Below are 22,418 nucleotides of genomic sequence, written 5' to 3'. Positions count from 1 at the left end.
TAACCCTTAAAACATTAAATCATGGAAACAGTAAAATCAACAAGTACACTTTCAAAAACTTCATTATGGATCGGCTGGATAATTAGCGGCCTTTGCATACTTTTCCTCCTGTTTGACGCCATTATGAAAATTATCAAAGAAGAACATTCGATCAAAGGGTCTGTTCAATTGGGATGGCCGGAACATTCAATCCAGGGTATTGGAATAGTATTACTGATCTGTACTATTCTTTATTTAATTCCCCGGACCTCCATCCTTGGTGCAGTTTTGCTGACCGGTTATCTGGGTGGGGCTATAGCTATAATGATCCGGGCGGAGCAACAATTGTATTTTGCACTTGTTTTTGGTTTGCTGGTATGGTTGGGGTTATACCTTCGTGATAAAAAATTACATGTGATTCTTCCGCTACGAAAGGAAGATTAATCCGATAAAATTTGCAATATTTTTCTATTGACTGATCAAATAAATTAAAAGTGTTTACTGATCTAACTTATTTACTTAATTTGGGAACTTAAACCGGAATTGGGTAATTGTATCCAATTCACCATAATTCACCAATTATTAAAAAATAAGTAAAAAGAGAATATGAAAAACTTATCAATGTCCGATACTAAGTCGATTCCATTTTTTTTCAAGATGCAAATTATTTTGTTGCTATTTGTTTTTTCAGCAATCAAAGTATCAGCTAACGGTATAGAACCAACCAAGGACCCTGATGTAATTGGAAGATGGGACATTACTATTGACAAGGGAGGTAAAAGCCTGCCTTCGTGGTTAGAGGTACAGAAATCCGGAACACATACGCTGATTGGTCGTTTTGTATACGCTTTCGGAAGTGCGCGCCCAATTTCGGAAGTTAAAGTGAATGATAGTAAATATAGCTTTTCTATTCCCCCGCAATGGGAAGAAGGAAATAGGAATATGGATTTTCAATTTGAGGTGAGCGGCGATAAGCTGAAAGGCTCCATGGTTTATACCGATGGCGCTACCTATAATTTTACAGGTGTTCGTGCGCCTTTGTTGATCAGAGCTAAAAACCCGGTTTGGGGTGCGCCAGTTAAATTGTTCAACGGAAAAAATGTTAAGGGCTGGCATACTGATGGTACCAACCAATGGATAGCGGAGGCCGGTATATTGAGAAGCCCGCATTCAGGAGCTAACCTGATAACTGATAAAACCTTTACCGATTTTAAATTACATATTGAATTCAGGTATCCGCAAGGCAGCAACAGCGGCGTTTACCTGAGGGGCAGGTACGAATTGCAGATAATTGATACGAAAAGCGGCGACCCGGAGCCTATCAACAACCAGTTCAGTTCGATCTATGGCTTCCTGCCTCCTAACAAAATGACTGCAAAAAACCCAGGCGAATGGCAATCTTATGATATCACCCTGGTTGGCCGAATGGTAACTATAGTAGCCAACGGAATAACCGTTATAAGTAACCAGGTAATTCCTGGGATAACCGGCGGAGCAATCAACAGCAAAGAAGGCGAACCAGGCCCTATACTGATCCAGGGTGATCATGGGCCGATTGATTACAGGAATATTGTGATTACGCCTGTGAAATAAGGAATAAAAAAACAAGGCCCCTGATTTATTGAGGGGCTTTGAAAACATGGTTTTAATCTGTGGCTTAAGCTAATTCAGCGTTGTTTGATAAACAGCCCTCCACCATATGGATCACAGCATCTACATTAAATGGTTTTGCTATAAAGCCATCCGAACCATAGCTACCAAAGGATTCAAGGAAATGCGGGTATCCGGAAAACAGGATAACCGGGAGACTGTTGGTCATAATGTTGCTTTTAAGCTCATGGCAAAGCTCTCCGCCATTGATGCCGGGGACAAGGAAATCCAGCATTACAAGATCAGGCTTGTGGGTTAATACACTTTCAATAATTGAGTGGGTGAAATTCAGGCCAACAGCTTCATAACCTTCCTCGTTCAGAAGATCGGTTAACAGGCAGAGGATGTCATAGTCATCTTCTACGATCAGTATTCTTTTTGACATAACATCTATAATTGGTGAATATATAACGATCAAACAGGTATTATAGTTTGATAATTATTATAATAAAGATAGGGTGCTTTTCCTACTTTAAGGTTATTGGAATATTATATAATTATATCAGCGTGCCTGTATAATTATAAAGACCCACCTTAACTGCGTCGAAGCCATTATTAATAGCAGGTATTTGATCTGTTTGAAGCCTGATAACTGATTCACAATGATTAAGCAATAATTAATCTTTTATTAATCGCCCCCAACTTACTTTATAATTAACCAATTATAAAGGTGAAAATTTCACAAATCCACTAAATAAATTAATCTGTATCTATGAAAAGGGAACTCTTTGTACCTCCGTAGTTGGACGCAACTCCATTGTTTAACCAATTATTAAATTTTTAACGCCAATATTTATGAATTTTAAGAAACCTAATCTTATCTTGATGATGGCTTATGCAGCCCTCATAATTAGCTGCTCCAAAAATAAACTTATCACTCCTTCTCAAACTTCGGATGAAAAGACACCTAAGTTTAGAACTATGGCTTCTGCAACCGGCGATGTTGTCGGTAAAGTAATTGTCGGCTATCAGGGCTGGTTCGCGGCGCCTGGCGATGCTTCGCCCCTCAATACCTGGTGGCATTACGCTTCCGGCGACCCCTTCGGTTGTCCCCACGCCAGGCAATGCCAGTATCATATCCTGGCCGGATGTTCGCGAGTATACCAACACCTACCAGGCATCCAACTTTGGCAACCTGGGCAATGGTCAGCCAGCCAGGTTGTTCTCTTCGTTTAATGATCAAACAATAAATACCCATTTTTTATGGATGCAACAAAATAATATAGACGGAGCGGCCTTACAACGATTTAATCCCAACGGACAGGAAGGGCCGATCCGTGACGCGATCTCTGCTAAAGTTAAGACGGCGGCCGAAACCTACGGGCGTAAATTTTACATTATGTATGATGTGGGCGGCTGGACCAACATGCAATCGGAAATTAAAACAGACTGGACTAACAAAATGTCAGCCTATGCATCATCGACTGCTTACGCTAAACAAAATGGCAAGCCTGTCGTATGCATCTGGGGATTTGGCTTTAATGATACCAATCACCCCTGGTCGGCGGCCGTATGTCTTGATGTTATTAACTGGTTCAAAGCCCAGGGCTGTTATATAATTGGCCGTGTACCTGCTTATTGGCGCGACACGAATAGTACCGAGGTGAGAACAGGCTTTTTGGCGACTTATAATGCGTTGAATATGATTTCGCCCTGGATGATTGGAAAGATCTCCGATATTTCCGGTGCCGACGGTTTTTACAATGACCATAATGTTGGCGATCAGGCTTACTGTAACACTAATGGTATTGATTACCAGCCATGTGTTTTGCCTGGAGATTTGCAAAAGCATCAAAGAGTTCATGGTGATTTTATGTGGAGGCAATTTTATAACATGGTAAGGCTGGGCGCCCAGGGCATTTACATTTCCATGTTCGACGAATATAACGAGGGCAACCAAATCGCCAAAACCACCGAGACTTCTGCCTTTACGCCCACGGGTTTGGGGTTTTTCTCTTTGGATGAAGATGGCACGGCCTGCTCTGCAGATTATTATTTACGCCTTACGGGTGATGGCGGTAGGATGCTGAAAGGCCAGCTTGGGCTTACGGCTACACGCCCTACACAGCCGGTGATATCCGGCAGTGTTCCTGCACCAATCGGGCAAACAATTACCATCAAGGGAAACAATAATCTTTATGTTAGCAGCGAAAACGGTACCCAGGCTATGAATTGTAACCGGGCTACCGCCCATGGCTGGGAGCAATTTACGATTGTTGATGCCGGGGGAGGTAAGGTCGCCCTGATGAGCCAGGGCAAATATGTATCTTCTGAAAATGGAACTCAGGCTATAAATTGCAACCGGACATCGATCGGGCCATGGGAACAATTTGATTGGGTAAACAATGGGAATGGCACATTTTCGCTAAAAGGAAACAACGCGAAATTTATTTCCAGCGAAAACGGTACACAGGCTATGACCTGTAATCGTGCCGTTGCCCAGTCTTACGAATCATTCCGGGCAAATCAATAAATAACCTGACTGGGAATAAGCTTTTAAGCTTCTTTTTTTGAATGGCCGGTTTATCAATGGCCGGCCATTCTTATCCCGCCGTATTTGATCATTCCGGAAAGAATGACAAAAGGGGTAAGCCAGTAGGTGGGAGGGGCCATGACGAATTTGTTATTTTAATTAATACACAAGCATGGACAAGATGGTTTTGTAATATTTATAACTGAACTTGTTTTTGATGAGGTGCCGGCCAATATATCAGCTAAACCAACCCGCTAACCACGGTATTTAAGCAATGGCGTAATTGGCAACAGAAATAATCATAAACTTTTTATCTTTACTTATATTCAGTTAGCAAATGATGTCTTATTTTCGATCATTATACTCGTCAGCCCCGGGCGCTTAGCAACAATAAAAAAACCAAAGCAATGGAACATAAAACTAAATCAATCCGGCCATTCATCGGAGCCGAAAATTTTGAAATATCCCGAAGTTTTTACCGCGACCTGGGGTTTGAGGAAACAGTGCTGAGCTACAATATGTCGGTTTTTAAATCAGGGCAATTGGCTTTTTACTTGCAGGATGGTTACGTAAAAGATTGGGTTGACAACACCATGGTCTTTATGGAGGTGGATGATGTTGACAAATTTTGGGAAGACCTGGTGGCTTTAAATCTTACCAATAAGTATAATGGGGTAAAACTAACGCCAGTCCGGGGGTTTCCCTGGGGCAGGGAATGTTATTTGCATGATCCATCGGGGATTTTGTGGCATTTTGGGGAGTTTAGTAAGTAGGAAAACCAGTCACGGTCATCAATGACATTAACTAATTGCTGAACCTCTTATAAATGGTGGATAATTTCTTTAGCATCCAACGGTGTGCACATATCAATTTCCGTATTATTTACCTTAAGCGCGCACAGCGCCGCCGCCGATACGAAGCAGTATTTGTTCAATACTGGCGCCGTATTTATTTCGATTGTTTGCGTGTGTGTCCTCATCTATGTATTTTATCTCAATACCAAAACTATCATCGGCTACCTTGGCTCACATGGAGAAAAAATTGTTAACCGCATTACGGCGTTCCTGATATTTTGTGTCGGCCTGCAAATCGCCGTCACTGGCATCAAAAGCCTTTTAATCTATAGCACTTACCCAAACAGGCGTCCCTGCCCGGCCTGATTGCAGCGACGCCAGCTTTACCCGTGCTGCATTTAAATTTGCGGTGGCCTCATTTAACTCCCGGCTGATCGTGCCATATGCTTTATTCATTTGCACATAGTAAACATCAATGCTGCTGTAAGCCCGGCAGGGCGATGAACAAAGTGAAGGGGCGCTTTCATACAGGATGCCGTCCCGGTTGTATCCGAATGCAATAAAATGCATTATAACAATCTTTTTCTGAATGCAATTGTAAATTATTAATTTAGAATTTCTTATAAACCTTCTTTGCATAATTTACCGACTTACAATTGATTTTCAATGGCAGCATATATTTTACATCACTTTGGCGGCACGGGGATGGCAGCGTTGCTGAATGGTAACCTATAACGCTATTTAAATGCCTGTTATTAACATCAGCCAAAAACCATCCCGTGTCCGGTTCAGGATCCTCGCTTTCCTGTTTATTAACGTGGTGATCAATTACATGGACCGGACAAATATATCCGTAGCTGCAACCGCAATAAGCAACGAGCTAAAATTGAGCACGTTTCAGTTAGGGTTGGTATTTTCAGCCTTTGGCTGGACGTATGTCGCCTCGCAGGTACCCGGAGGGATCATGACCGACCGGCTAAAACCGCGGGTCTTATATACTTTTACGCTGATCTTATGGTCATTGGTAACGCTTTGCCAGGGTTTTATAAAAGGGTTCGCCGCTTTGCTTGGTTTGCGCCTTGCAATTGGTGTGTTCGAAGCGCCATCGTACCCCGTAAACAACCGGATTGTTACCAGCTGGTTCCCGGTTCATGAAAGGGCATCGGCAATAGCTGTATATACCAGCGGGCAATTTATCGGCCTGGCCTTTCTGACGCCATTACTAGTGCTCATCCAGCAATTTTCAGGCTGGCGGGGACTGTTTATCATCACCGGGCTGACCGGCGTTCTATGGGGGATAATATGGTACAATGTCTACCGCGAGCCTGCTGATCACCCGGAAGTTAACCAGGCGGAATTGGGGCTCAATACAAATGATAACCCGGTCAAACATTCTTCCCCGGCGCTAACCCGGGACGACTTTAAACAGGTGTTTATGCGCCGCCAGCTTTGGGGAATATACATCGGGCAGTTTGCAGTAACCTCAACCCTTTGGTTCTTTTTAACCTGGTTCCCCACTTACCTTGTAAAATACCGGGGGATGGATTTTTTGAAAACGGGACTGCTGACCCCTATACCATTTATGGCCGCATTTGCGGGCGTGCTGCTGGCCGGTTTTTGCTCCGACCGGCTCATAAAAAAGGGTTATTCATTTGGTGTTGCCCGTAAAACGCCTGTTATCGCGGGTTTGCTGCTGTCAATAACTATCATTGGCGCCAATTATGTCAGCAGCACACCGTTGATCATTTGCTTTATGTCGATCGCTTTTTTTGGCAACGGGCTGGCTTCTATTACCTGGGTATTTGTATCGGCATTAGCGCCACAAAATTTGATAGGCCTTACCGGGGGCGTTTTTAATTTTACCGGCGGGCTATCGTCGGTTGTCGTGCCCCTGGTTATCGGCCTGCTTGCCGGTGGCGGTGATTTTCAGCCGGCGCTGGTATTTATTGGCATGCTGGCGTTTTTAGGGGCGTTATCCTATATATTTTTGGTCGGAAAGGTTAAGTCAATTAAATAAATGGCAATAATATAAAATGAATGATTTTTTAAGCTGCGACTGGGGGACAAGCACACTGCGGATAAGCCTGGTAAACGGTAGTAACGGCGGAATAATTTGCACCGAATCAGCTGACCAGGGGATGGCGGGGGTATACAACTTATGGCTGTTAACAGGCGATGCGGGCATAGTCAACCGCATCCTTTTTTACCTTGGCGTTTTACAGCAGCATATAAAAAGTATCTCCTCAAAGACCGGCAGGCCGTTAAATGGCCACAGGTTAATTATTTCCGGAATGGCATCGTCATCAATAGGTTTTATAGAGCTGCCTTATAGCGAACTTCCGTTTTCATTAACGGGAGAAGGCCTGCAAATGAAACACCTGCCTGCACAGGAAGGTTTCGGATATGAGGTAACGGTTATTTCGGGCGTAAAAAGCAACGATGATGTAATGCGTGGCGAAGAAACGCAATTGATGGGTTGTGTAAACATCAACCATGGCAATATAAATAACCAGGTATTCCTGCTACCCGGCACACATTCCAAACACATCTGCATCAATAATAACCAGGTGACCGGTTTTAAAACCTATATGACGGGCGATTTCTTCGGACTGCTGTCCCAAAAAAGCATCCTCAGCAATTCGGTTGAAAAAGAGGACAATATGGAGAACGCGGACTGTTTAAAGGCCTTTTTGAAAGGAGTCACTGACTCCGCAAATTTAAACCTGCTGAATGCGGCTTTTAAAGTGCGGACGAACAGTTTGTTCGATGTATATACCAAAAAGCAAAATTTCAACTACCTGAGCGGACTTTTAATCGGAAGTGAATTACAAGATCTTAATAATTTTTACACAGCGCAGATCCATTTGTTATGCGGCGGCAAGTTGGAACATTATTACAGCATCGCGCTAAAAGCGCTGGGGTTTGCTGACAAGCTTCAAACCTACCCAGCGCAATGGGTTGACGAAGCGGTGGCCAGGGCGCATTATCATATCAACAAACAACTGGAGGCTAACCATGGATAATAAATTTTACCCCGGACTTTTTGACACCGCACCTATCATTGGCATCATGCGGAATTTACCGCAGGAGCATTTAGAAATCATTGCAGAAAATTATTTTCAGTCCGGCCTGACCTGCCTAGAGATAACGATGAATTCGGCAGGCGCGGCAGAAAATATTGCGAAACTCAGCAAGGCGTATGCAGGCAGGCTGAATATTGGCGCAGGTACGGTTTGCACCATGCATGACCTGGATAAAGCCCTAAAGGCCGGCGCCCAGTTTATTGTCTCCCCCATAGTGAACAAAGAAGTAATCAGCACCTGCGTATCGGAAAACGTGCCGGTGTATCCCGGCGCCTATACGCCGACGGAAATATATCAGGCCTGGCATTCAGGGGCGACCATGGTAAAAGTTTTCCCGGCAAGTAATTTGGGCCCGGGCTACATCAAAGAAATGCTGGCCCCGCTGGATTATCTCAAGCTTTTGCCAACCGGGGGCATCGGGCTTACTAATTTCAGCAGCTATTTGTCAGCTGGTGCCAAGGGGGTTGGTATTGGCAGCCACCTTTTTCCAAAGGACCTTATTCAAAACCAGGACTGGATAGCAATTAAACAAATCTTTACCCTGTTTAAGGAAAAATATACTGCACAAAATATATAAATAACGATGAAAAAAAACAAATGTTTAACTGCGGTCATCATCCTTTTATTCCCGGCGGTTGCCGCAAGCTATGGTCAGGTCCAAAAACCCCTGATAAGCTTAGAACGGATCAGTCACGAATTTAATACCATAGTCAGTAAAAACGCAAAAGCGCAGTTATTGGCAGATGGCTTTTTGTGGAGCGAAGGTCCGTTATGGGTAGAAAGCCACAGGATGTTCCTTTTCTCGGATGTTAAAAAAAATGTCATTTACAAATGGACCAGGGAAAAAGGCAGGGAAGTTTACCTGTCACCTGCCGGCTACACCGGCAGCGTACCACGTGGCGGGGAGCTGGGCTCGAACGGTTTGTGCCTGAATTTGAAAGGTCAATTGGTGATTTGCCAGGATGGCGACAGGGTAGTATCTGTAATGGATGCACCGCTGGACAAACCCCGGCCAAAATTTATAAAAATAGCATCCACCTATAAGGGCAAAAAGTTTGACAGCCCCAATGACCTTGCCGTTTTTAATAATGGCGATATCTATTTTACCGATCCGCCCTATGGGCTCGAAAAAAACGTAAAGGACCCCTTAAAAGGGGCACCCTACCAGGGCGTTTACCGGATTGCAAAAAACGGCAAAATAACTTTACTTACTGATACGCTGACCCGGCCAAACGGCATCGCATTTTTCCCGGGCGGCAAAACAATATTAATTTCAAACTCAGACAAAGGAAAAGCTTATTGGTACGCATACGACCTTGATAAGAATGGATTATTTACACATGGCCGCATATTTTACAGCGCAAACACAGCTGCCAAAACAGCAGCAGGGATGCCCGATGGCTTAAAAATAGATAAAAACGGGACCGTATTTGCTTCCGGTCCCGGTGGGATCTGGATATTTAACCGGCAGGGTAAATTACTTGGCAAAATATTAGTTAATGATCTGGCTTCAAATTGCAGTCTGTCAGGTGATGAAAAAGCGCTTTACGTTACGTCAAATCACCGGGTATTGAAAGTGACTTTACGATAAGGTCACCATCAATAAATTAAAAAACGATCATTAATGGCGCCGTTGCCGGCTTGGATGAACAGCAAAAAGACCGGAGCCCCGAGAATGCCTTCGAATAATGAAAATTTAGGGGTCGTCCCGGGATATTTACCTAAGTAGAAGGAAACATAGCCACTGATTGTCATCACCTTGTAAAGATGCCTTGTTTTATGAAAATATTTCTAAGAAGATATCGTAAATGACCGAAAGGTCATTTATATTTGTCCTGCTATTCAGAAAGAAAATGACAAAGGCAGAAAGAACCAAGCAATTTATCATTGAAAAATCGGCACCGATCTTTAACACAAAAGGTGTAGCCGGAACAGCAATGAGTGATATCATGGAAGCGACAAAACTGGCCAAGGGCAGTTTGTATGTGCATTTTGAAAACAAGGAAGAACTATCCTACGCAGCAGTTGACTATAACCTGGATAGTTTGGCTGAAAGAATTGAGGCTGCTGTTAACAAACGACAAACAGCTAAAAGTAAACTATTCGCATTTGTTGATTTGTATGATGATCCGCTTAATCCCCCTCTTATTGGAGGTTGTCCTATGTTAAATTTTGGTATGGAAGCTGACGACACCAGTCCTGTTATCAGACAAAAAGTGAACAAGCATGTGCAAGCTTCACCACAACTACTTGCAAGAATTATTGAGCAGGGGATTATTGATGGCGAGTTTAAAAAAAACTGGAACTCAAAAGAATTTGGTATAAAAGTGTTTGCAATGATTGAAGGAGGCATATTGATCTCGCGCGTTTCAGGGAATAACGAACAGATGGGTATCTTAATAAAGATGATAAAAAAAGAAATCCAAGAAAATAGCATATGATTTTTTTTGTCTAATGAACGACCGATCGGTCATTTATTAGCTGTGCATATAGTTGCAAAACCAATCATATATAAAGTCAAATCATAAAAGTCTACAATCAATTTTAAAATTAAAATAATGGAAACGAACAAAACAGGGAATCCACAAGTGGATACCCAAATCGAAAAAGTACTATACACAGGCAAGACCCACACTACCGGTGGCCGCGATGGCGGCTCGTCCCGGAGCTCTGATGGGAATCTGGACATTAAACTTTCAGTTCCCGGCACCCCCGGTACCGGTACCAATCCCGAGCAATTGTTTGCTGCAGGCTGGTCGGCCTGTTTCATCGGTGCGATGAAACTCGCTGCTGCCCAAATGAAGGTAAGGTTTCCTACTGACGGAGCTGTTGATGCTGAAGTGGACCTGGGCTTAACCGGCGAAGCCTTCGCTTTGAAGGCCCGCCTCAATATAAGTTTGCCAGGGTTGGACCGCGAAGTCGCCCAGGCACTGGTTGATGCAGCCCACCAAACATGTCCTTATTCAAAAGCTACACGCGGCAATATAAATGTCGGGATCAACCTGATCTAGGCTGGATAGTTTACGGAACTGACCTGTTCGCATTTATAGGACAGATCAATCTCTCAATACTGATGAAATTAAATAAAAATTACTACTGCAAAAAAATAAAAACATGAAAAATAGAAGGTTAATTCAACTAATGAAAAGCGCTGTTGCAGTGCTACTGCTCGGGCTAGGTATTGTATTTGTATCCTGCAAAAAGGATAGCATACCTGTTAAAACTCCTGTTGGAGTAACTACAGATCACCATCAAACAGCCGTTACGCAATTTGTTACGGCAGGTGGAACTAAATTTGCTTATCGTGTTCTGGGAGACAAACCCGGCATTCCCCTGGTGATGCTGTCCCCTTTGGGCAGCTCAATGGATGACTGGGACCCGGCTATCACCAATGGCCTCGCCCAAAAATACAAGGTGATCATCTTTGACATCCAGGGCGTGGGGACATCTGGCGGAACAACTCCTGATAATATCCCGGATATGGCGAAAGGTATAGCCTCCTTTATAAAAGCTCTGGGTTACAGCAAAGTTAATTTAATGGGCTTCTCTATGGGCTCCTTTATCAGTCAGCAAATAGTGCTGACCGAACCTGGACTGGTCAATAAGATCATCCTGACAGGCACCGGTCCAAAGGGAAGCCAAGGGCTTTCCAATCTTCCCAATATATTGGCGTCCGCAGCTGGCCTGAGCCCCGAACAAGTCTTTTTGGCTTCCTTCTTCGCCTCCTCTGCAGCCAGCCAAAGTGCCGGCAAAAGCGCTTACGAAAGGGTCCAGGAACGCCAGGTGGACCGGGATACCCCGCTAAGTGGTGAAAGCTTCACCGCCGAGGTAAAAGCAGTATTAGGTTGGGCACAGCCATACCCTGACGCCCTGAAGGAACTGCAATCAGTAACGCAACCGGTGCTGATCGCTCAAGGCCAGGAAGATATTCTGGTACCTGTGGTCAATGCTATCAACATGTCTAAGAGCCTGCCGAATGCCCGGCTGACCGTCTACCCTGATGCCGGTCATGCTGCCTTTTTTCAATATCATGATGACTTCGTTCAGAAAGCTATTGAATTTTTAGGAAAATAACGATTATCTCATCAGTTGGAGGCAGCTTTCTTTGATTTTTTAAAAAGGAGTGTTAATAGCTTATAGATCAGGAACTCCGCCCATTCAGCGTCCATGCTTGAACGGGCTGGAGTATATAAGTCCTCTATCGCATTTATTTGAAAAAATCTGGTTCATTACAGGAGCTTCAAAAGGTTTCCGCCCAGTTTGAGGAAAAAAAGAAGACCGCTTTGCTGATAACGCAAAGCAGTTTCCTTTTTTAATAAAATCAAGGTTAATTTGTATACGATTTGAGCGCTTTTTTGATCGACGTGTTCGTTGGCTCAACCATCGGGCGTCTTTTTATTCCACCAGCGCTATCCAGATTGAATTTTTATAATATAATAAAAAGCCATTATGTTATGAATGGCCCTTGCTCTCACTTTCGAACGTTTCCTCACGGCCATAAATAAAGCAGCACAGGCCAGGTCACCCAAAAATAGCGTTACCGACGATGATGAGACGACCGTTCTCCTCCAATTGTGTTTTTAAGCTTAAAAAGCAAGGCACAAAATAAGGCCGAAGGCGATTCGGTGATGATTAAGATCTTTCTGAAGCACCAAGCATGGTTAATAAAGACGTAGCAGACAAATTAGATCAGGCGGTTTGTTGTTGGCCGAAGACTTTGGCCGGGTTTTAAAAAATAGATGCAACAGGCTGAACATCAGCGGCTGCAAATGCTTGCTGGTAAAGTATCTTGTACTTTGCAGCTGCTGTTATTTGATGCCGGGCTTTCAGACTGTTGTACAAACCCAATAGCGACCAGCCGTTTCCCGGGTTAGCGACTAAATCATCCCTGTAAACTTTTTCAGCTGCAGCAGCTTGATTCATTTTTAGCAAGCAGTTACCCAGGTACTGCCGCGCGGGCAGGAACCATTCCTGTGGTTCGCGGTAGATCAATTGTTCCTCGGCGCTAACCGCACTTTTAAATGCGCCGATAGCTGCTGCAGTTTTTCCTTCAGCAAACAATAGCTCGCCGGAGAGTATACCCGCTGCAACCTCAGCGCTTTGCTTCGGTTTATTATAAGGCATGCGGCGGATAGCCAGCAGACTGTCGTTAAGGTTGGCTTTCAGGTCACTGAGGCATTGCCGGGCAGCTGTGAGGTCATGTGCGCGGACATGCGCCAGGCCCTTGGCAAAATCGTCCATGATCAGGGCATATTTCCATTTGGCATCGGGACGGGGTTCTTTCAATATCTCCTGCCATTTACCCAGGCGCACCAGCGCGATCTCGGGTAACGCATAGACAAACTGTGCGTACGGGTCATTTTTATAAGCCGGTTTAAGCGCTGCCATCTGCTCCCTGGCGCGCAGGTAAAGTGGCATACCTTTGGCATACATCCCTGCATTCATCGCGCAATAAGACTGCACGGCAAAAAAGTGGATCGGGGTATATTTGCTAAGGTGAAGATAGGGCGCCGCCGAATCCATTTTGCTGAAGACCGTATTCGCCTGCTCGTTAACCAGCACGCCTTTGGCGAAAAGTCCATTGCGCTGATAGGAGTGGGTAGACATGTGCACCATATGCGCTACACCGGGCATCAGGTCCTTTAGTTCATCGGCATAAGGCAGGGCGGTTCCGGGATGGCGCGAAGCCTCGGTCAGGTGAATATAATAGTGCAGCGCGGCGGGTTGCTTAGGCTCCGCTTTCAGGATACTTTCACATAAGCTAACCAGCTCAGGTGTCCAGACCTTGGGGCTGCCATCTGTATTCCAGAAATCCCATTTGTGGCAGAGCATTACGGCGTCGATGTATAATGCTCTGATGTCATTATCGGAAGGGTATTTGATGGCAAGCCCTTTCATGGCCGTTGCATAGCGTTCATCCAGGTGCCTGCGGTCGGCATTGGTGGTATCGGAGGAGTAGCGTTGCAGCATGGCTTGGGCCAGATCGTTTTCCCTGGCGTCTGCCCCGGTATTCGAACGTTGCAAAGCCAGGAGCGCGATTGGCACCGCCCCCGTCATTTTATAGCTGTAACTATTGTAATAAGGGCCCAGGGCAAGTGTTTGTCCCCACCAGGCCATGGTGCAGCCGGGGTCAAACCGGGCAGCTTCTTTGAACGATGCCAGTGCTTCTGTAAAATGATAGCTGTAATAGAAAGACAGCCCCTGGTCGAAATAGATTTGTGCGCTGTCTGATGTGGTGTGGACGGTGTAATGATGATGGCCAGTACCGGCGATAACAGGGATAAATTTCCCGTCTTTACCCGGCGCGATGTCCGAAGGCAAGGCACCGCAGATATTTACATCGTGGGCGTATTCAAGACGCCCGGACCGGCGCAGTGTTGCACCGGCGAACATCAGGATAGTACCCAGCAATAAAATCGGGAAAACGATTTTAACCATGGTCCAATTTACAGTTTTCCCGCTGCAAAATAATGCGTTCCCGGATTTTTTTGCGTTCTTCCGTTCCGGGAAGTTATTTTTTAATTTTTTCGCTTTCAATTTAGCCACCTATTCACATGCAGTTCAACTTTAACCGGAATTTACAGACCGGCTATAGGATCTCTATCCAGGTGCTGGTCGTTGTTGGCTTTATTTCTTACCGGACGCCGGTAAGTTAACTTCGCGCAATGAGACGTTCCCTTGATATTTGCCATTAACGCAACAGCAAGCGATCTGCCCGTGCTTGTGATAAGGTTCAAATTAAAGCTTAAATCACTGATCAAAATGATCGGATAACTAAGTCGAGGGAATTGTTGCATTCTGAAGCAATCGATCCAGACGATTATAGGAACTGAAGAAAGCTTACGAAGAAAGAATAAATAGGGTGGAAGCAGAATTAAAAAATTTGAATAAAAAACTTCCAACTGAAGTGAATATTGAAGAAATTGTAAATAAAGTGTTAAAACAACCTTAAAAAGATAGTTTATCTATACAAAGAATCTATATCGAGGGTAAATGTTTGATAATTGGTCCGACTTTTTCAAAAAAATGGGTTTTTTCTAATGACGAAGGTTGAACCGCTCCGTTCAACAAATTGGTAGAGCTTATTTAGCTGATTAACAATAGGTTAAAAACGACAAAAACCGGAATAAAAGCAAAAAATTGCGATTACTCCGGCTTTGTACCCAGAGCCGGGGTCGAACCGGCACGGCCTTGCGACCACAGGTGTTTGAGACCAGCGCGTCTACCGATTCCGCCATCTGGGCATTTTTAAGACATGAACGTGGATTAGTCGTTCAGAATCGGGATGCAAATATATTTAAACTATCTTTAATACGCAACAGATATTTTTGTCTAAAATAACAATCAGCTATTTTATTTAAACGATCTTCCTTAGCTGTGTCATCCAATTGCCTATAACCGGCAGTAAACCTGGCAATACTTTCGTTAATATCTCCCTCAATAGCAAGTACTTCTGCAGTTATATGTCCCAGCTCATTCGCGTCATCCACTTCCATCAACCTTTCATTAATATCCATCATTTCCATTAAGAAATCTGACGGGAGCTGCGGTTTAGCGCCTTCTTCCAGCAAATTATGGGTTCTTAAAATATATTCAAGCCGTTTATATGGGTCTGAAAGCGTCTGATGAGCCTTATTATTCAGGGTAGAAAGCTCCAGGATCTCCTGCTGTTTGGCGTCATCTTTATTAGCATGAAAGTCGGGATGGTATTTTTTGCTCAGTTCGTAAAACTTTTTCTTTAGTAATGCGGTGTCGGGGTTAAAGGATTCAGGAATGCCGTAAAACTCAAAATAATTCATAACAAATGGAAAAACACGAATTACACGAATTTTTTCGAATTACACGAATTTAAAAACGCAAACGGAATAAAGAGCATGAAATTTTACAGATTAAAGATGTATGTGAAGTATTACCTAACACCGACTTTAATAATTCGTGAAATTCGTACCAATTCGTGTAATTAGTGCTCTTATCTTATCTTTGTCCATTATCCTTGATTTTATGTTATTTGAACAAATGCGGCAGAAGCCGTTCTTTATACTTGGCCCATGTGTAATGGAAAACCAGGAGCTTTTATACACAGTGGCCGAAAAAGTTGCCGAAGCAGGGCAAAAGTACAACGTGCCGGTAGTTTTTAAGTCATCGTTTGATAAGGCCAACCGCACATCCATCCACTCATACCGTGGCCCGGGCCTGGAAAATGGTATGGAAATGCTGCTAAAGGTTAAGGAACGTTTCGGCTTGCCGCTTATAACCGATATTCACGAAAGCTACCAGGCGGCTATTGCTGGCGAGGTGGTTGATATATTACAGATCCCCGCGTTTTTATGCCGCCAGACTGATCTGCTGGTGGCTGCCGCCAAAACAGGAAAGATCGTTAATATAAAAAAGGCACAGTTTCTGTCGGGCCAGGATATGTTTTACCCGGCACAAAAAGTTGTAGAAGCCGGGAACACACAAGTAATATTAACCGAGCGTGGTAACATGTATGGCTATAATAACCTTGCTGTTGATTTCAGGAATATTTATGATATGAAGAAGTTCGGCTACCCTGTTTGTATGGATTGTACGCATTCGGTACAGCGCCCGGGTGGTGCAGGCGGCAAAACGGGCGGCGACCGTACCTTTGTACCTATGATGGCGCTGGCAGCAAAAGCATTTGGCGCTGATGGCTATTTTATGGAGATTCACCCTGATCCGGACAATGCCTTAAGCGATGGGCCTAACATGGTGAAACTACAGGATCTGGATAAGGTAATGGCGCCGTTGGTCTGAATCAGAATTCACAAAATTAAAGAATTAGCAGAATCCTATCAGCGGTATATAAATCAAATGCATTCAATTTAAAATTCAGGAAATTCTAAAATCCTGTAAATTCTGATTCAGATAATGAAAGATATTGCCAAAAGAGTTTTTGATACCGAGATAGCGTCATTGCAATACGTTGCTGATTCCATAGATGATGAGTTTAGCAAGGTGGTTGAGGCGATACTGAACAACGCAGGTAAGCTTATTGTTATCGGCATTGGTAAATCGGGGATCATCGGTAAAAAGATTGCGGCTACTTTTGCCAGCACAGGCACGCCAAGTTTCTTTTTACACCCCGGAGAAGCTTTTCATGGCGATTTAGGAATGGTGGGCGCTGATGATATGGTGATCCTGATCTCTTATTCGGGAGAGACGGATGAAGTGCTTAAGCTGATCCCTTTTTTGGAGTGGAACAAAAATACCATTATTGCTATAACAGGGAACCCAAAATCAACGGTTGCTAAAAACAGCCATTATCATCTCAATATTTGTATAAAGCAGGAGGCTTGCCCGCTTGCTTTGGCGCCAACCTCATCAACCACTGCAGCCCTTGTTATGGGCGATGCGCTGGCTGTAGCTTTAATGGAATCGCGCCAGTTTCAGCAGGAGGACTTTGCCCGTTTCCATCCGGGCGGCAGCCTTGGCCGTAAATTGCTGATCAGGGTTAAAGACCTGATGCGGATTGATAAATTGCCCTTTATAAACTTGGATGCATCATTTACTGAATTATTACTCAAAATGTCAGAAGGTCGTTTGGGGATGGTGATAGTGGGCGATGCCAATAATGTAAAAGGAATAGTTACAGACGGCGACTTAAGGCGTGCGTTATTTAAAAACCCGGACACCTCACAGCTTACTATTGAAGGGATGATGACCAAAACGCCGGTATTTATTGAAGAAGATGAGTTTATTAACCAGGCGGAACAGCTAATGATAGAAAAGAAGATCACAACTGTACTCGTCGGATCATCAGATGACCGGTTTGTGAGTGGAGTTTACCAGATTTATAATCATTAGTTGATTAGGTTTATTAAGTTGAGTGAGTTGTTGTAGGGTTAAATTAGCTAAGCTGTACTGTTTGAACTTAATCTAACTTAATAAACCTAATCTAACTCAATCAACTCAAGAAAAATGCCCATTTACTCCGATCAGTTTAACAGGGAAATTAACCTGCCATCTGTACCTAAAAGAATAATCTCAGTGGTGCCGTCGCAAACGGAGTTGCTGTTTTATTTGGGGCTGAATGAGGAAGTGATCGGCATAACCAAATTCTGTATTCATCCCGCTGATAAATTCAAATCGGCTACAAAAATTGGTGGCACCAAACAGCTGGACATCGCCAAAATAAAATCACTGAACCCGGATCTGATCATTGCTAATAAGGAAGAGAATGAACGCAGCCAGTTAGAAGAGTTGATGGAGCACTTCCCGGTTTGGATAAGCGATATATATAACCTTGAAGGAGCTCTTGAAATGATAGAAAGGGTGGGAGAATTAGTTGACCGGAAAAAGGAGACAGCAGCGCTCAATAATTCTATAAATCAAAACTTTACTAAGCTAAACCTTGCCATATCGGGTATGCGGGCGGCTTATTTTATATGGCGTAAACCGTATATGGTAGCCGGTAAGAATACTTTTATTGACAGCATGCTGCAAAAATGCGGTTTAATAAATGCATTTGAGATGGAAAGGTATCCTGAGGTTGATGCTTTATTATTAAGTGACGCTAACCCTGATGTTATTTTGCTTTCATCAGAGCCTTATCCTTTTAAAGAAAAACATATTGCCGAGCTTAAGGCTATTGTACCAACTGCTATAATTAAACTGGTTGATGGTGAAATGTTTTCGTGGTATGGCAACAGGCTGCTCGGAGCCCCGGAGTATTTTGACGATTTGGTGAAGAATTTGATTAGGTTGCAATGAGTGATTGCAGTAGATTTGATTTTCAAATCGCTACAATGAAAATAATCATCATCGGTGCTACAGGCACCATCGGTAAACATATAACCCGCGCTTTACAAAAAGACCATGAGGTTATAAAGGCGGGTTCAAAAAGCGGCGACTTGCAGGTAGATATTACGTCGCCCGATTCTATTGAGCATTTTTTTGAACAAACCGGCAAGTTTGACGCTGTGGTAAGCGCAGCCGGAAGCGCGCATTTTGGTACTCTAAACACCATGAAGGATGCAGATTTCAGGAAAGGAATAGATAGTAAGCTGATGGGGCAGATCAATTTGGTATTAATCGGTCAGCATTACGTTAACCCTAAAGGTTCTTTTACGTTAACTTCAGGGATCTTGAGCGAAGACCCGATAGTGCTTGGAGCCAATTTAAGCGCTGTTAACGGGGCCATTAATGCCTTTGTTAGATCTGCTGCCATTGAACTTGATAATGGTGTGCGCATAAACGCTATAAGTCCGGGAGTTTTTGAAGAATCGCCAGGCTACTTTCCTTATTTTGCCGGTCATATACCAGTTAAGATGGATAGAGTAACGCAGGCCTATGTGAAAAGTGTTTTAGGGGCGCTTACAGGCGAGGTTATTAAGGTGTTTTGAGGAGATAAGATAAATTATACTAATAAAAATGCTTTCATTTCATCCGGCATCGGGTAATTTTTAAGCTGTCTTCTTATCAATATAATTTCTCCTAAGTGGAACGATAAATGACCGGTTAGATCCTGAACACACTTCAGCTTCAATTGCAGGCTGGGTGTGTTTGGTGTAAGTGCAGAAGTAATATGTTTAATTTCCTTTATTTGATCATTAAACGTTGATACAATACTATCAATAAAGCTTTGCTCATTAACAGGTTTACCAATCCAGGTCTCTGTTTCAATAATATTTTGTAAGGGCGTTTCTCCGTTAAGCAGTGATAGCTGCTGCTGCTGCCAGCTAACTAAATGATTTAAAATCTGCCAAACGGATTTTGGTGCACCGGGCGGTTTTTCATTAGCGATAATAACGGATAAGTCGTCGAATACTTTAAAAGTATTGAATGAATCAAAAAAGATATTTTGAAAATCAGGTGTGCTCATTCTTGCTTCAAATACTTTACAGGTACATTATCTGTTAACCAGACGCCATTTTCTGACAAAAAGAATTCAAATTTGTCATTATGCATTCGGCCGGCAGATACTTTAAATACAAAAGCTTTACCATGTCGCTGGCCTACTTTAATAGCGGTTTCAATATCACTGCTTAAATGTACATGGTGCCTGTCTCTTTTTTTGAGCCCTGATATTAATATCGAATCAATGCTCTTAACAGCAGTGCCGTGATATAGTATTTCGGGCGGAGTTGTTGCGGTATATCCCAAATCAACTTCAACAGAATGTCCCTGGCTTGCTCTTATCTTATCAAACGTTTCATTAAAACTAAACCTCTTTTTGCTGTTGGTATCAACTACATATTTAAGAATTTCCGGGTCAAATTGCACGCGGGCGTTATTTGATTTTTTTATGAGTTCTTCAACATTTGTCCAGCCATTTTCATCCAGATCAATTCCAATAGTTTCAGGCCGATGGCGTAAAACCAAACTGAGGAATTTGCTGATCTTAATATTTTCTTTTTCGGTAATCATTATTGGTAATTATATTACAATAATAACCAATAATAAAACTTGTGACACATGAGATTTAGTGAAGACGTAGTAAATGTTTTGAAAGTAATTTTTAAAAAGCCGTTAACTAAATCCAGTCAACGACTTTTATAATAAAGATAAGCAGAAAACCTGCAGGATCTTCTAAAGATAATCATGAATATTTGCCAATATCTCTAATTCCTGTTCCAAAAGGCCGGTGGTTCAACCCCTAAGCACCGCAGGTAAACATAACCTTGTGCCCTGTGATGGATTTCGTTATCAATCCAATATAGTATAATGTCGGATGTTACCCCTTCATACGCTCCAAAAGCCAGCATCACTTCACGGAAACGCTGCTGCGGGATGAGTGGCCAAAGTGTATCAATTTTATAAGTTACATCATCCCATAAATTTAAAAGCTCTTCTTTTGTGCATGCAAAGCACTTTCCGGAAAGATGGTTAAGTTCTGCTATTGGTGTGGACTTGTCCTGGAAAAGATCCTGGATCCCTGAATCTGCCATACTCATGATCTCATTTACCATCACAGCGAAGGGACGCATTCCGCCTAGCGAATATTTAAATAGTTTGTCTTCCGGAAAAGCTTCAATCACCTGCCTTGTTAAGCGGCGATGACCCTGCCAATAATTTAGTATAGAAGCGGAAGTGGTGAATCCCTCAATCGCATTGTTAATTTGTTGTTTGATTTGATTGTTTTCCATTGTTGTTTTACTTTTAAGATGATTTCACATCAAAGAAAAGCAGGGGTAGTGACAACCCTATGTCAGTAGGGGTTAAGACATTTTTTGGGAGACAGAAGGAATAAACAATAAAAGCCGATTACTGTTCAGTTAACGGCACTGTGCGGAGCATGGGACTGCATTAGAACGCCTTGAAGATATTTTGTTGATTGTCAAATAAGCTAAACAAATAAAAACATGAACGGAAAAACCAAACCAACGGAACTGCCTAGGGAAGAAGAACAAATACGTGAAGTCCTGAATGCGCACTGGCACGCGTCGGCAGTCGGCGATGCAAACGCGGAACATGAGATTTACGATGACGATGCCATCTGTGATTATCCCCAATCAGGCGAACGCATCCTCGGACGGAGCAATTTACAGGCCTTGCGAAGTCATCATCCGGGTAAGCCATCGGGATTCAATGTCAGGCGAATTCTCGGGAAAGGCGACCTCTGGATCACGGAATACACAATTATCTATCAGGGGCAATCAGCATACACAGTGAGCATTATGGAGTTCCGCAACGGTAAGGTTGTGCACGAGACACAGTATTTCGCAGATCCCTTCGACGCGCCGGCCTGGCGAAGTCAATGGGTTCAGCAGATCGTGTGACTCCGCATTTAGCCTATAGTCGGTGTTTTCACCGCAGCATTTTAAATTAAAAAACCCAGCCAAATTGACCAGGTTTAATTTTGTGCGGAAGAAGGGACTCGAACCCCCACGCCGTGAAGCGCCAGATCCTAAGTCTGGTGCGGCTACCAATTACGCCACTTCCGCAGTTAGGATTTTTATGAGGTCGCAAAGATAGCTTAAAATAGTAAATTATAAAATATTTTTTGCTTTTACGTGTATCAACCTATTACACAATGTTTTATTTTTATAATCTAGTTTGTTACTATGAAAATGATACCCATCATCAAATGCAGGGACATGGCTGCATCAGTCAAATTTTATACAACCATTCTTGATTTTGAGCCTAAATGCGCGGATCCGGATACCGATTTCCCGGTCATCAACCTGGTAAATGGCGCCGGTGAGATCCAGTTATCCGTTTTAAGCGGCGACAGTGTATTTGGCTGCGCAATAAATGTTCGTGTTGATGAGGTTGATGAGCTGTTTCAAAAATATGTAAGCAGGGGGCTGGATCAATCATCCAAAAAAAACTCCCCGGTTCACCAGGGCCCTTTAGACCAAACCTGGGGCATGCGGGAGTTTTATGTAACTGACCCGGATGGCAATACGCTCAGGTTTGGGAAAGATATAGGTTAAATTATAGTGACTATGATTTTATAAATAGTTTATTACTTTTGAA

At 43.3% G+C, this 22,418-nt stretch carries 25 protein-coding genes and 2 tRNA genes; 18 read left to right on the top strand and 9 right to left on the bottom strand.

Annotated elements, in window-relative coordinates:
• Positions 1–21: 21 nt before the first annotated feature.
• Both JWQ54_RS28375 and JWQ54_RS28370 read left to right on the top strand, forming a co-directional pair.
• Positions 22–423, top strand: a complete 402-nt coding sequence (locus tag JWQ54_RS28375) for a DoxX family protein (protein WP_299591342.1) — start codon at positions 22–24, stop codon at positions 421–423.
• Between the two features lie 162 nt (positions 424–585).
• Positions 586–1,572, top strand: a complete 987-nt coding sequence (locus JWQ54_RS28370; protein WP_299591341.1) for a DUF1080 domain-containing protein — start codon at positions 586–588, stop codon at positions 1,570–1,572.
• Between the two features lie 64 nt (positions 1,573–1,636).
• Here JWQ54_RS28370 and JWQ54_RS28365 read toward each other — a convergent pair whose 3' ends face one another.
• Positions 1,637–2,014: a response regulator gene (locus JWQ54_RS28365; protein ID WP_299591339.1), complete on the bottom strand. Its 378-nt coding sequence runs from the start codon at positions 2,012–2,014 to the stop codon at positions 1,637–1,639.
• A gap of 573 nt (positions 2,015–2,587) precedes the next feature.
• Here JWQ54_RS28365 and JWQ54_RS28360 point away from each other — a divergent pair.
• From JWQ54_RS28360 to JWQ54_RS29280, 3 genes are all read left to right on the top strand, one after another.
• On the top strand, positions 2,588–4,102 hold the full coding sequence (locus JWQ54_RS28360) for a hypothetical protein (RefSeq protein WP_299591338.1): 1,515 nt from the start codon (positions 2,588–2,590) through the stop codon (positions 4,100–4,102).
• A gap of 407 nt (positions 4,103–4,509) precedes the next feature.
• Positions 4,510–4,875, top strand: coding sequence for a glyoxalase (locus JWQ54_RS28355; protein WP_299591336.1), 366 nt, complete (start codon positions 4,510–4,512; stop codon positions 4,873–4,875).
• An 84-nt stretch (positions 4,876–4,959) separates the two neighbouring features.
• Entirely contained in the window at positions 4,960–5,262 is a 303-nt protein-coding gene (locus JWQ54_RS29280) for a MarC family protein (RefSeq protein WP_367187152.1), read from the top strand.
• Here JWQ54_RS29280 and JWQ54_RS28350 read toward each other — a convergent pair.
• Positions 5,218–5,466, bottom strand: a complete 249-nt coding sequence (locus tag JWQ54_RS28350; RefSeq protein ID WP_299591335.1) for a hypothetical protein — start codon at positions 5,464–5,466, stop codon at positions 5,218–5,220. The genes JWQ54_RS29280 and JWQ54_RS28350 overlap by 45 nt on opposite strands.
• Before the next feature lie 175 nt (positions 5,467–5,641).
• Here JWQ54_RS28350 and JWQ54_RS28345 point away from each other — a divergent pair, with 175 nt between their 5' ends.
• The 7 genes from JWQ54_RS28345 to JWQ54_RS28315 all read left to right on the top strand — a co-directional run bounded on the left by JWQ54_RS28345 (position 5,642) and on the right by JWQ54_RS28315 (position 12,053).
• Positions 5,642–6,913: an MFS transporter gene (locus JWQ54_RS28345; RefSeq protein WP_299591334.1), complete on the top strand. Its 1,272-nt coding sequence runs from the start codon at positions 5,642–5,644 to the stop codon at positions 6,911–6,913.
• A 16-nt stretch (positions 6,914–6,929) separates the two neighbouring features.
• Entirely contained in the window at positions 6,930–7,919 is a 990-nt protein-coding gene (locus JWQ54_RS28340; protein ID WP_299591332.1) for a 2-dehydro-3-deoxygalactonokinase, read from the top strand.
• A complete protein-coding gene (locus tag JWQ54_RS28335; RefSeq protein ID WP_299591331.1) occupies positions 7,912–8,556 on the top strand; it encodes a bifunctional 4-hydroxy-2-oxoglutarate aldolase/2-dehydro-3-deoxy-phosphogluconate aldolase in 645 nt (214 codons plus the stop codon). The genes JWQ54_RS28340 and JWQ54_RS28335 overlap by 8 nt, the downstream gene beginning before the upstream one ends.
• Positions 8,557–8,562: 6 nt before the next feature.
• A complete protein-coding gene (locus JWQ54_RS28330; RefSeq protein WP_299591329.1) occupies positions 8,563–9,570 on the top strand; it encodes an SMP-30/gluconolactonase/LRE family protein in 1,008 nt (335 codons plus the stop codon).
• A gap of 262 nt (positions 9,571–9,832) precedes the next feature.
• Complete coding sequence (locus JWQ54_RS28325; RefSeq protein WP_299591327.1) at positions 9,833–10,420, top strand: TetR/AcrR family transcriptional regulator; 588 nt, start codon at positions 9,833–9,835, stop codon at positions 10,418–10,420.
• Positions 10,421–10,537: 117 nt separating this feature from the next.
• The gene (locus JWQ54_RS28320; protein ID WP_299591325.1) at positions 10,538–10,990 is read left to right on the top strand and encodes an organic hydroperoxide resistance protein; all 453 of its coding nucleotides are present in this window, start codon (positions 10,538–10,540) and stop codon (positions 10,988–10,990) included.
• Positions 10,991–11,093: 103 nt separating this feature from the next.
• Positions 11,094–12,053, top strand: a complete 960-nt coding sequence (locus JWQ54_RS28315) for an alpha/beta hydrolase (protein WP_299591323.1) — start codon at positions 11,094–11,096, stop codon at positions 12,051–12,053.
• Between the two features lie 654 nt (positions 12,054–12,707).
• Here JWQ54_RS28315 and JWQ54_RS28310 read toward each other — a convergent pair.
• The 3 genes from JWQ54_RS28310 to hscB form a co-directional block, all read right to left on the bottom strand.
• Positions 12,708–14,516, bottom strand: coding sequence for a hypothetical protein (locus JWQ54_RS28310; protein WP_299591322.1), 1,809 nt, complete (start codon positions 14,514–14,516; stop codon positions 12,708–12,710).
• 623 nt (positions 14,517–15,139) lie between these two features.
• Positions 15,140–15,223 (bottom strand) — tRNA-Leu (locus tag JWQ54_RS28305).
• Between the two features lie 30 nt (positions 15,224–15,253).
• Positions 15,254–15,778 (bottom strand): Fe-S protein assembly co-chaperone HscB, encoded by a 525-nt coding sequence (gene hscB / locus JWQ54_RS28300; protein ID WP_299591320.1) that lies wholly within the window; start codon positions 15,776–15,778, stop codon positions 15,254–15,256.
• A 202-nt stretch (positions 15,779–15,980) separates the two neighbouring features.
• Between hscB and kdsA the strand changes: the two genes are divergently transcribed.
• The 4 genes from kdsA (at position 15,981) to JWQ54_RS28280 (ending at position 19,342) form a co-directional block, all read left to right on the top strand.
• Complete coding sequence (gene kdsA / locus JWQ54_RS28295) at positions 15,981–16,754, top strand: 3-deoxy-8-phosphooctulonate synthase (protein WP_299591319.1); 774 nt, start codon at positions 15,981–15,983, stop codon at positions 16,752–16,754.
• A 114-nt stretch (positions 16,755–16,868) separates the two neighbouring features.
• Positions 16,869–17,804, top strand: a complete 936-nt coding sequence (locus JWQ54_RS28290; protein WP_299591317.1) for a KpsF/GutQ family sugar-phosphate isomerase — start codon at positions 16,869–16,871, stop codon at positions 17,802–17,804.
• A 114-nt stretch (positions 17,805–17,918) separates the two neighbouring features.
• Entirely contained in the window at positions 17,919–18,710 is a 792-nt protein-coding gene (locus tag JWQ54_RS28285; RefSeq protein WP_299591316.1) for a helical backbone metal receptor, read from the top strand.
• Positions 18,711–18,745: 35 nt separating this feature from the next.
• Complete coding sequence (locus JWQ54_RS28280) at positions 18,746–19,342, top strand: short chain dehydrogenase (RefSeq protein WP_299591315.1); 597 nt, start codon at positions 18,746–18,748, stop codon at positions 19,340–19,342.
• Positions 19,343–19,356: 14 nt separating this feature from the next.
• Here the strand turns inward: JWQ54_RS28280 and JWQ54_RS28275 are convergent, their stop codons facing one another.
• The 3 genes from JWQ54_RS28275 to JWQ54_RS28265 form a co-directional block, all read right to left on the bottom strand.
• Positions 19,357–19,821: a DinB family protein gene (locus JWQ54_RS28275; protein WP_299591313.1), complete on the bottom strand. Its 465-nt coding sequence runs from the start codon at positions 19,819–19,821 to the stop codon at positions 19,357–19,359.
• Entirely contained in the window at positions 19,818–20,366 is a 549-nt protein-coding gene (locus tag JWQ54_RS28270; RefSeq protein WP_299591311.1) for an RNA 2'-phosphotransferase, read from the bottom strand. Before JWQ54_RS28270 ends, JWQ54_RS28275 begins: the two co-directional genes overlap by 4 nt.
• A gap of 194 nt (positions 20,367–20,560) precedes the next feature.
• Complete coding sequence (locus JWQ54_RS28265) at positions 20,561–21,085, bottom strand: DinB family protein (protein ID WP_299591309.1); 525 nt, start codon at positions 21,083–21,085, stop codon at positions 20,561–20,563.
• Positions 21,086–21,301: 216 nt separating this feature from the next.
• On the opposite strand from JWQ54_RS28265, the gene JWQ54_RS28260 reads away from it, so the two are divergent.
• On the top strand, positions 21,302–21,718 hold the full coding sequence (locus tag JWQ54_RS28260) for a nuclear transport factor 2 family protein (RefSeq protein ID WP_299591307.1): 417 nt from the start codon (positions 21,302–21,304) through the stop codon (positions 21,716–21,718).
• 83 nt (positions 21,719–21,801) lie between these two features.
• Here the strand turns inward: JWQ54_RS28260 and JWQ54_RS28255 are convergent.
• Positions 21,802–21,883 (bottom strand) — tRNA-Leu (locus JWQ54_RS28255).
• 120 nt (positions 21,884–22,003) lie between these two features.
• Between JWQ54_RS28255 and JWQ54_RS28250 the strand changes: the two genes are divergently transcribed.
• Positions 22,004–22,375 carry a glyoxalase superfamily protein gene (locus JWQ54_RS28250; RefSeq protein ID WP_367187151.1) on the top strand — a complete coding sequence of 124 codons (372 nt, stop codon included), beginning with the start codon at positions 22,004–22,006 and terminating at the stop codon, positions 22,373–22,375.
• The last annotated feature ends 43 nt before the right edge of the window (positions 22,376–22,418 follow it).

The organism is Mucilaginibacter sp. (genome assembly GCF_028288225.1).
In the GTDB taxonomy this organism is placed as follows: Bacteria; Bacteroidota; Bacteroidia; order Sphingobacteriales; family Sphingobacteriaceae; genus Mucilaginibacter.
The sequence above is the reverse complement of the archived record's forward strand: the minus strand, read 5'-3'. Positions and strand labels throughout refer to the sequence as shown.

What these genes read in the sequence shown, in the direction of transcription:
- JWQ54_RS28375 (WP_299591342.1), top strand. Translation starts at nt 22, where the DNA reads ATGGAAACAGTAAAATCAACAAGTACACTTTCAAAAACTTCATTATGG.
- JWQ54_RS28370 (WP_299591341.1), top strand. Translation starts at nt 586, where the DNA reads ATGAAAAACTTATCAATGTCCGATACTAAGTCGATTCCATTTTTTTTC.
- JWQ54_RS28365 (WP_299591339.1), bottom strand. Translation starts at nt 2,014, where the DNA reads ATGTCAAAAAGAATACTGATCGTAGAAGATGACTATGACATCCTCTGC.
- JWQ54_RS28355 (WP_299591336.1), top strand. Translation starts at nt 4,510, where the DNA reads ATGGAACATAAAACTAAATCAATCCGGCCATTCATCGGAGCCGAAAAT.
- JWQ54_RS28350 (WP_299591335.1), bottom strand. Translation starts at nt 5,466, where the DNA reads ATGCATTTTATTGCATTCGGATACAACCGGGACGGCATCCTGTATGAA.
- JWQ54_RS28345 (WP_299591334.1), top strand. Translation starts at nt 5,642, where the DNA reads ATGCCTGTTATTAACATCAGCCAAAAACCATCCCGTGTCCGGTTCAGG.
- JWQ54_RS28340 (WP_299591332.1), top strand. Translation starts at nt 6,930, where the DNA reads ATGAATGATTTTTTAAGCTGCGACTGGGGGACAAGCACACTGCGGATA.
- JWQ54_RS28335 (WP_299591331.1), top strand. Translation starts at nt 7,912, where the DNA reads ATGGATAATAAATTTTACCCCGGACTTTTTGACACCGCACCTATCATT.
- JWQ54_RS28330 (WP_299591329.1), top strand. Translation starts at nt 8,563, where the DNA reads ATGAAAAAAAACAAATGTTTAACTGCGGTCATCATCCTTTTATTCCCG.
- JWQ54_RS28325 (WP_299591327.1), top strand. Translation starts at nt 9,833, where the DNA reads ATGACAAAGGCAGAAAGAACCAAGCAATTTATCATTGAAAAATCGGCA.
- JWQ54_RS28320 (WP_299591325.1), top strand. Translation starts at nt 10,538, where the DNA reads ATGGAAACGAACAAAACAGGGAATCCACAAGTGGATACCCAAATCGAA.
- JWQ54_RS28315 (WP_299591323.1), top strand. Translation starts at nt 11,094, where the DNA reads ATGAAAAATAGAAGGTTAATTCAACTAATGAAAAGCGCTGTTGCAGTG.
- hscB (WP_299591320.1), bottom strand. Translation starts at nt 15,778, where the DNA reads ATGAATTATTTTGAGTTTTACGGCATTCCTGAATCCTTTAACCCCGAC.
- kdsA (WP_299591319.1), top strand. Translation starts at nt 15,981, where the DNA reads ATGTTATTTGAACAAATGCGGCAGAAGCCGTTCTTTATACTTGGCCCA.
- JWQ54_RS28290 (WP_299591317.1), top strand. Translation starts at nt 16,869, where the DNA reads ATGAAAGATATTGCCAAAAGAGTTTTTGATACCGAGATAGCGTCATTG.
- JWQ54_RS28285 (WP_299591316.1), top strand. Translation starts at nt 17,919, where the DNA reads ATGCCCATTTACTCCGATCAGTTTAACAGGGAAATTAACCTGCCATCT.
- JWQ54_RS28280 (WP_299591315.1), top strand. Translation starts at nt 18,746, where the DNA reads ATGAAAATAATCATCATCGGTGCTACAGGCACCATCGGTAAACATATA.
- JWQ54_RS28275 (WP_299591313.1), bottom strand. Translation starts at nt 19,821, where the DNA reads ATGAGCACACCTGATTTTCAAAATATCTTTTTTGATTCATTCAATACT.
- JWQ54_RS28270 (WP_299591311.1), bottom strand. Translation starts at nt 20,366, where the DNA reads ATGATTACCGAAAAAGAAAATATTAAGATCAGCAAATTCCTCAGTTTG.
- JWQ54_RS28265 (WP_299591309.1), bottom strand. Translation starts at nt 21,085, where the DNA reads ATGGAAAACAATCAAATCAAACAACAAATTAACAATGCGATTGAGGGA.
- JWQ54_RS28260 (WP_299591307.1), top strand. Translation starts at nt 21,302, where the DNA reads ATGAACGGAAAAACCAAACCAACGGAACTGCCTAGGGAAGAAGAACAA.
- JWQ54_RS28250 (WP_367187151.1), top strand. Translation starts at nt 22,004, where the DNA reads ATGAAAATGATACCCATCATCAAATGCAGGGACATGGCTGCATCAGTC.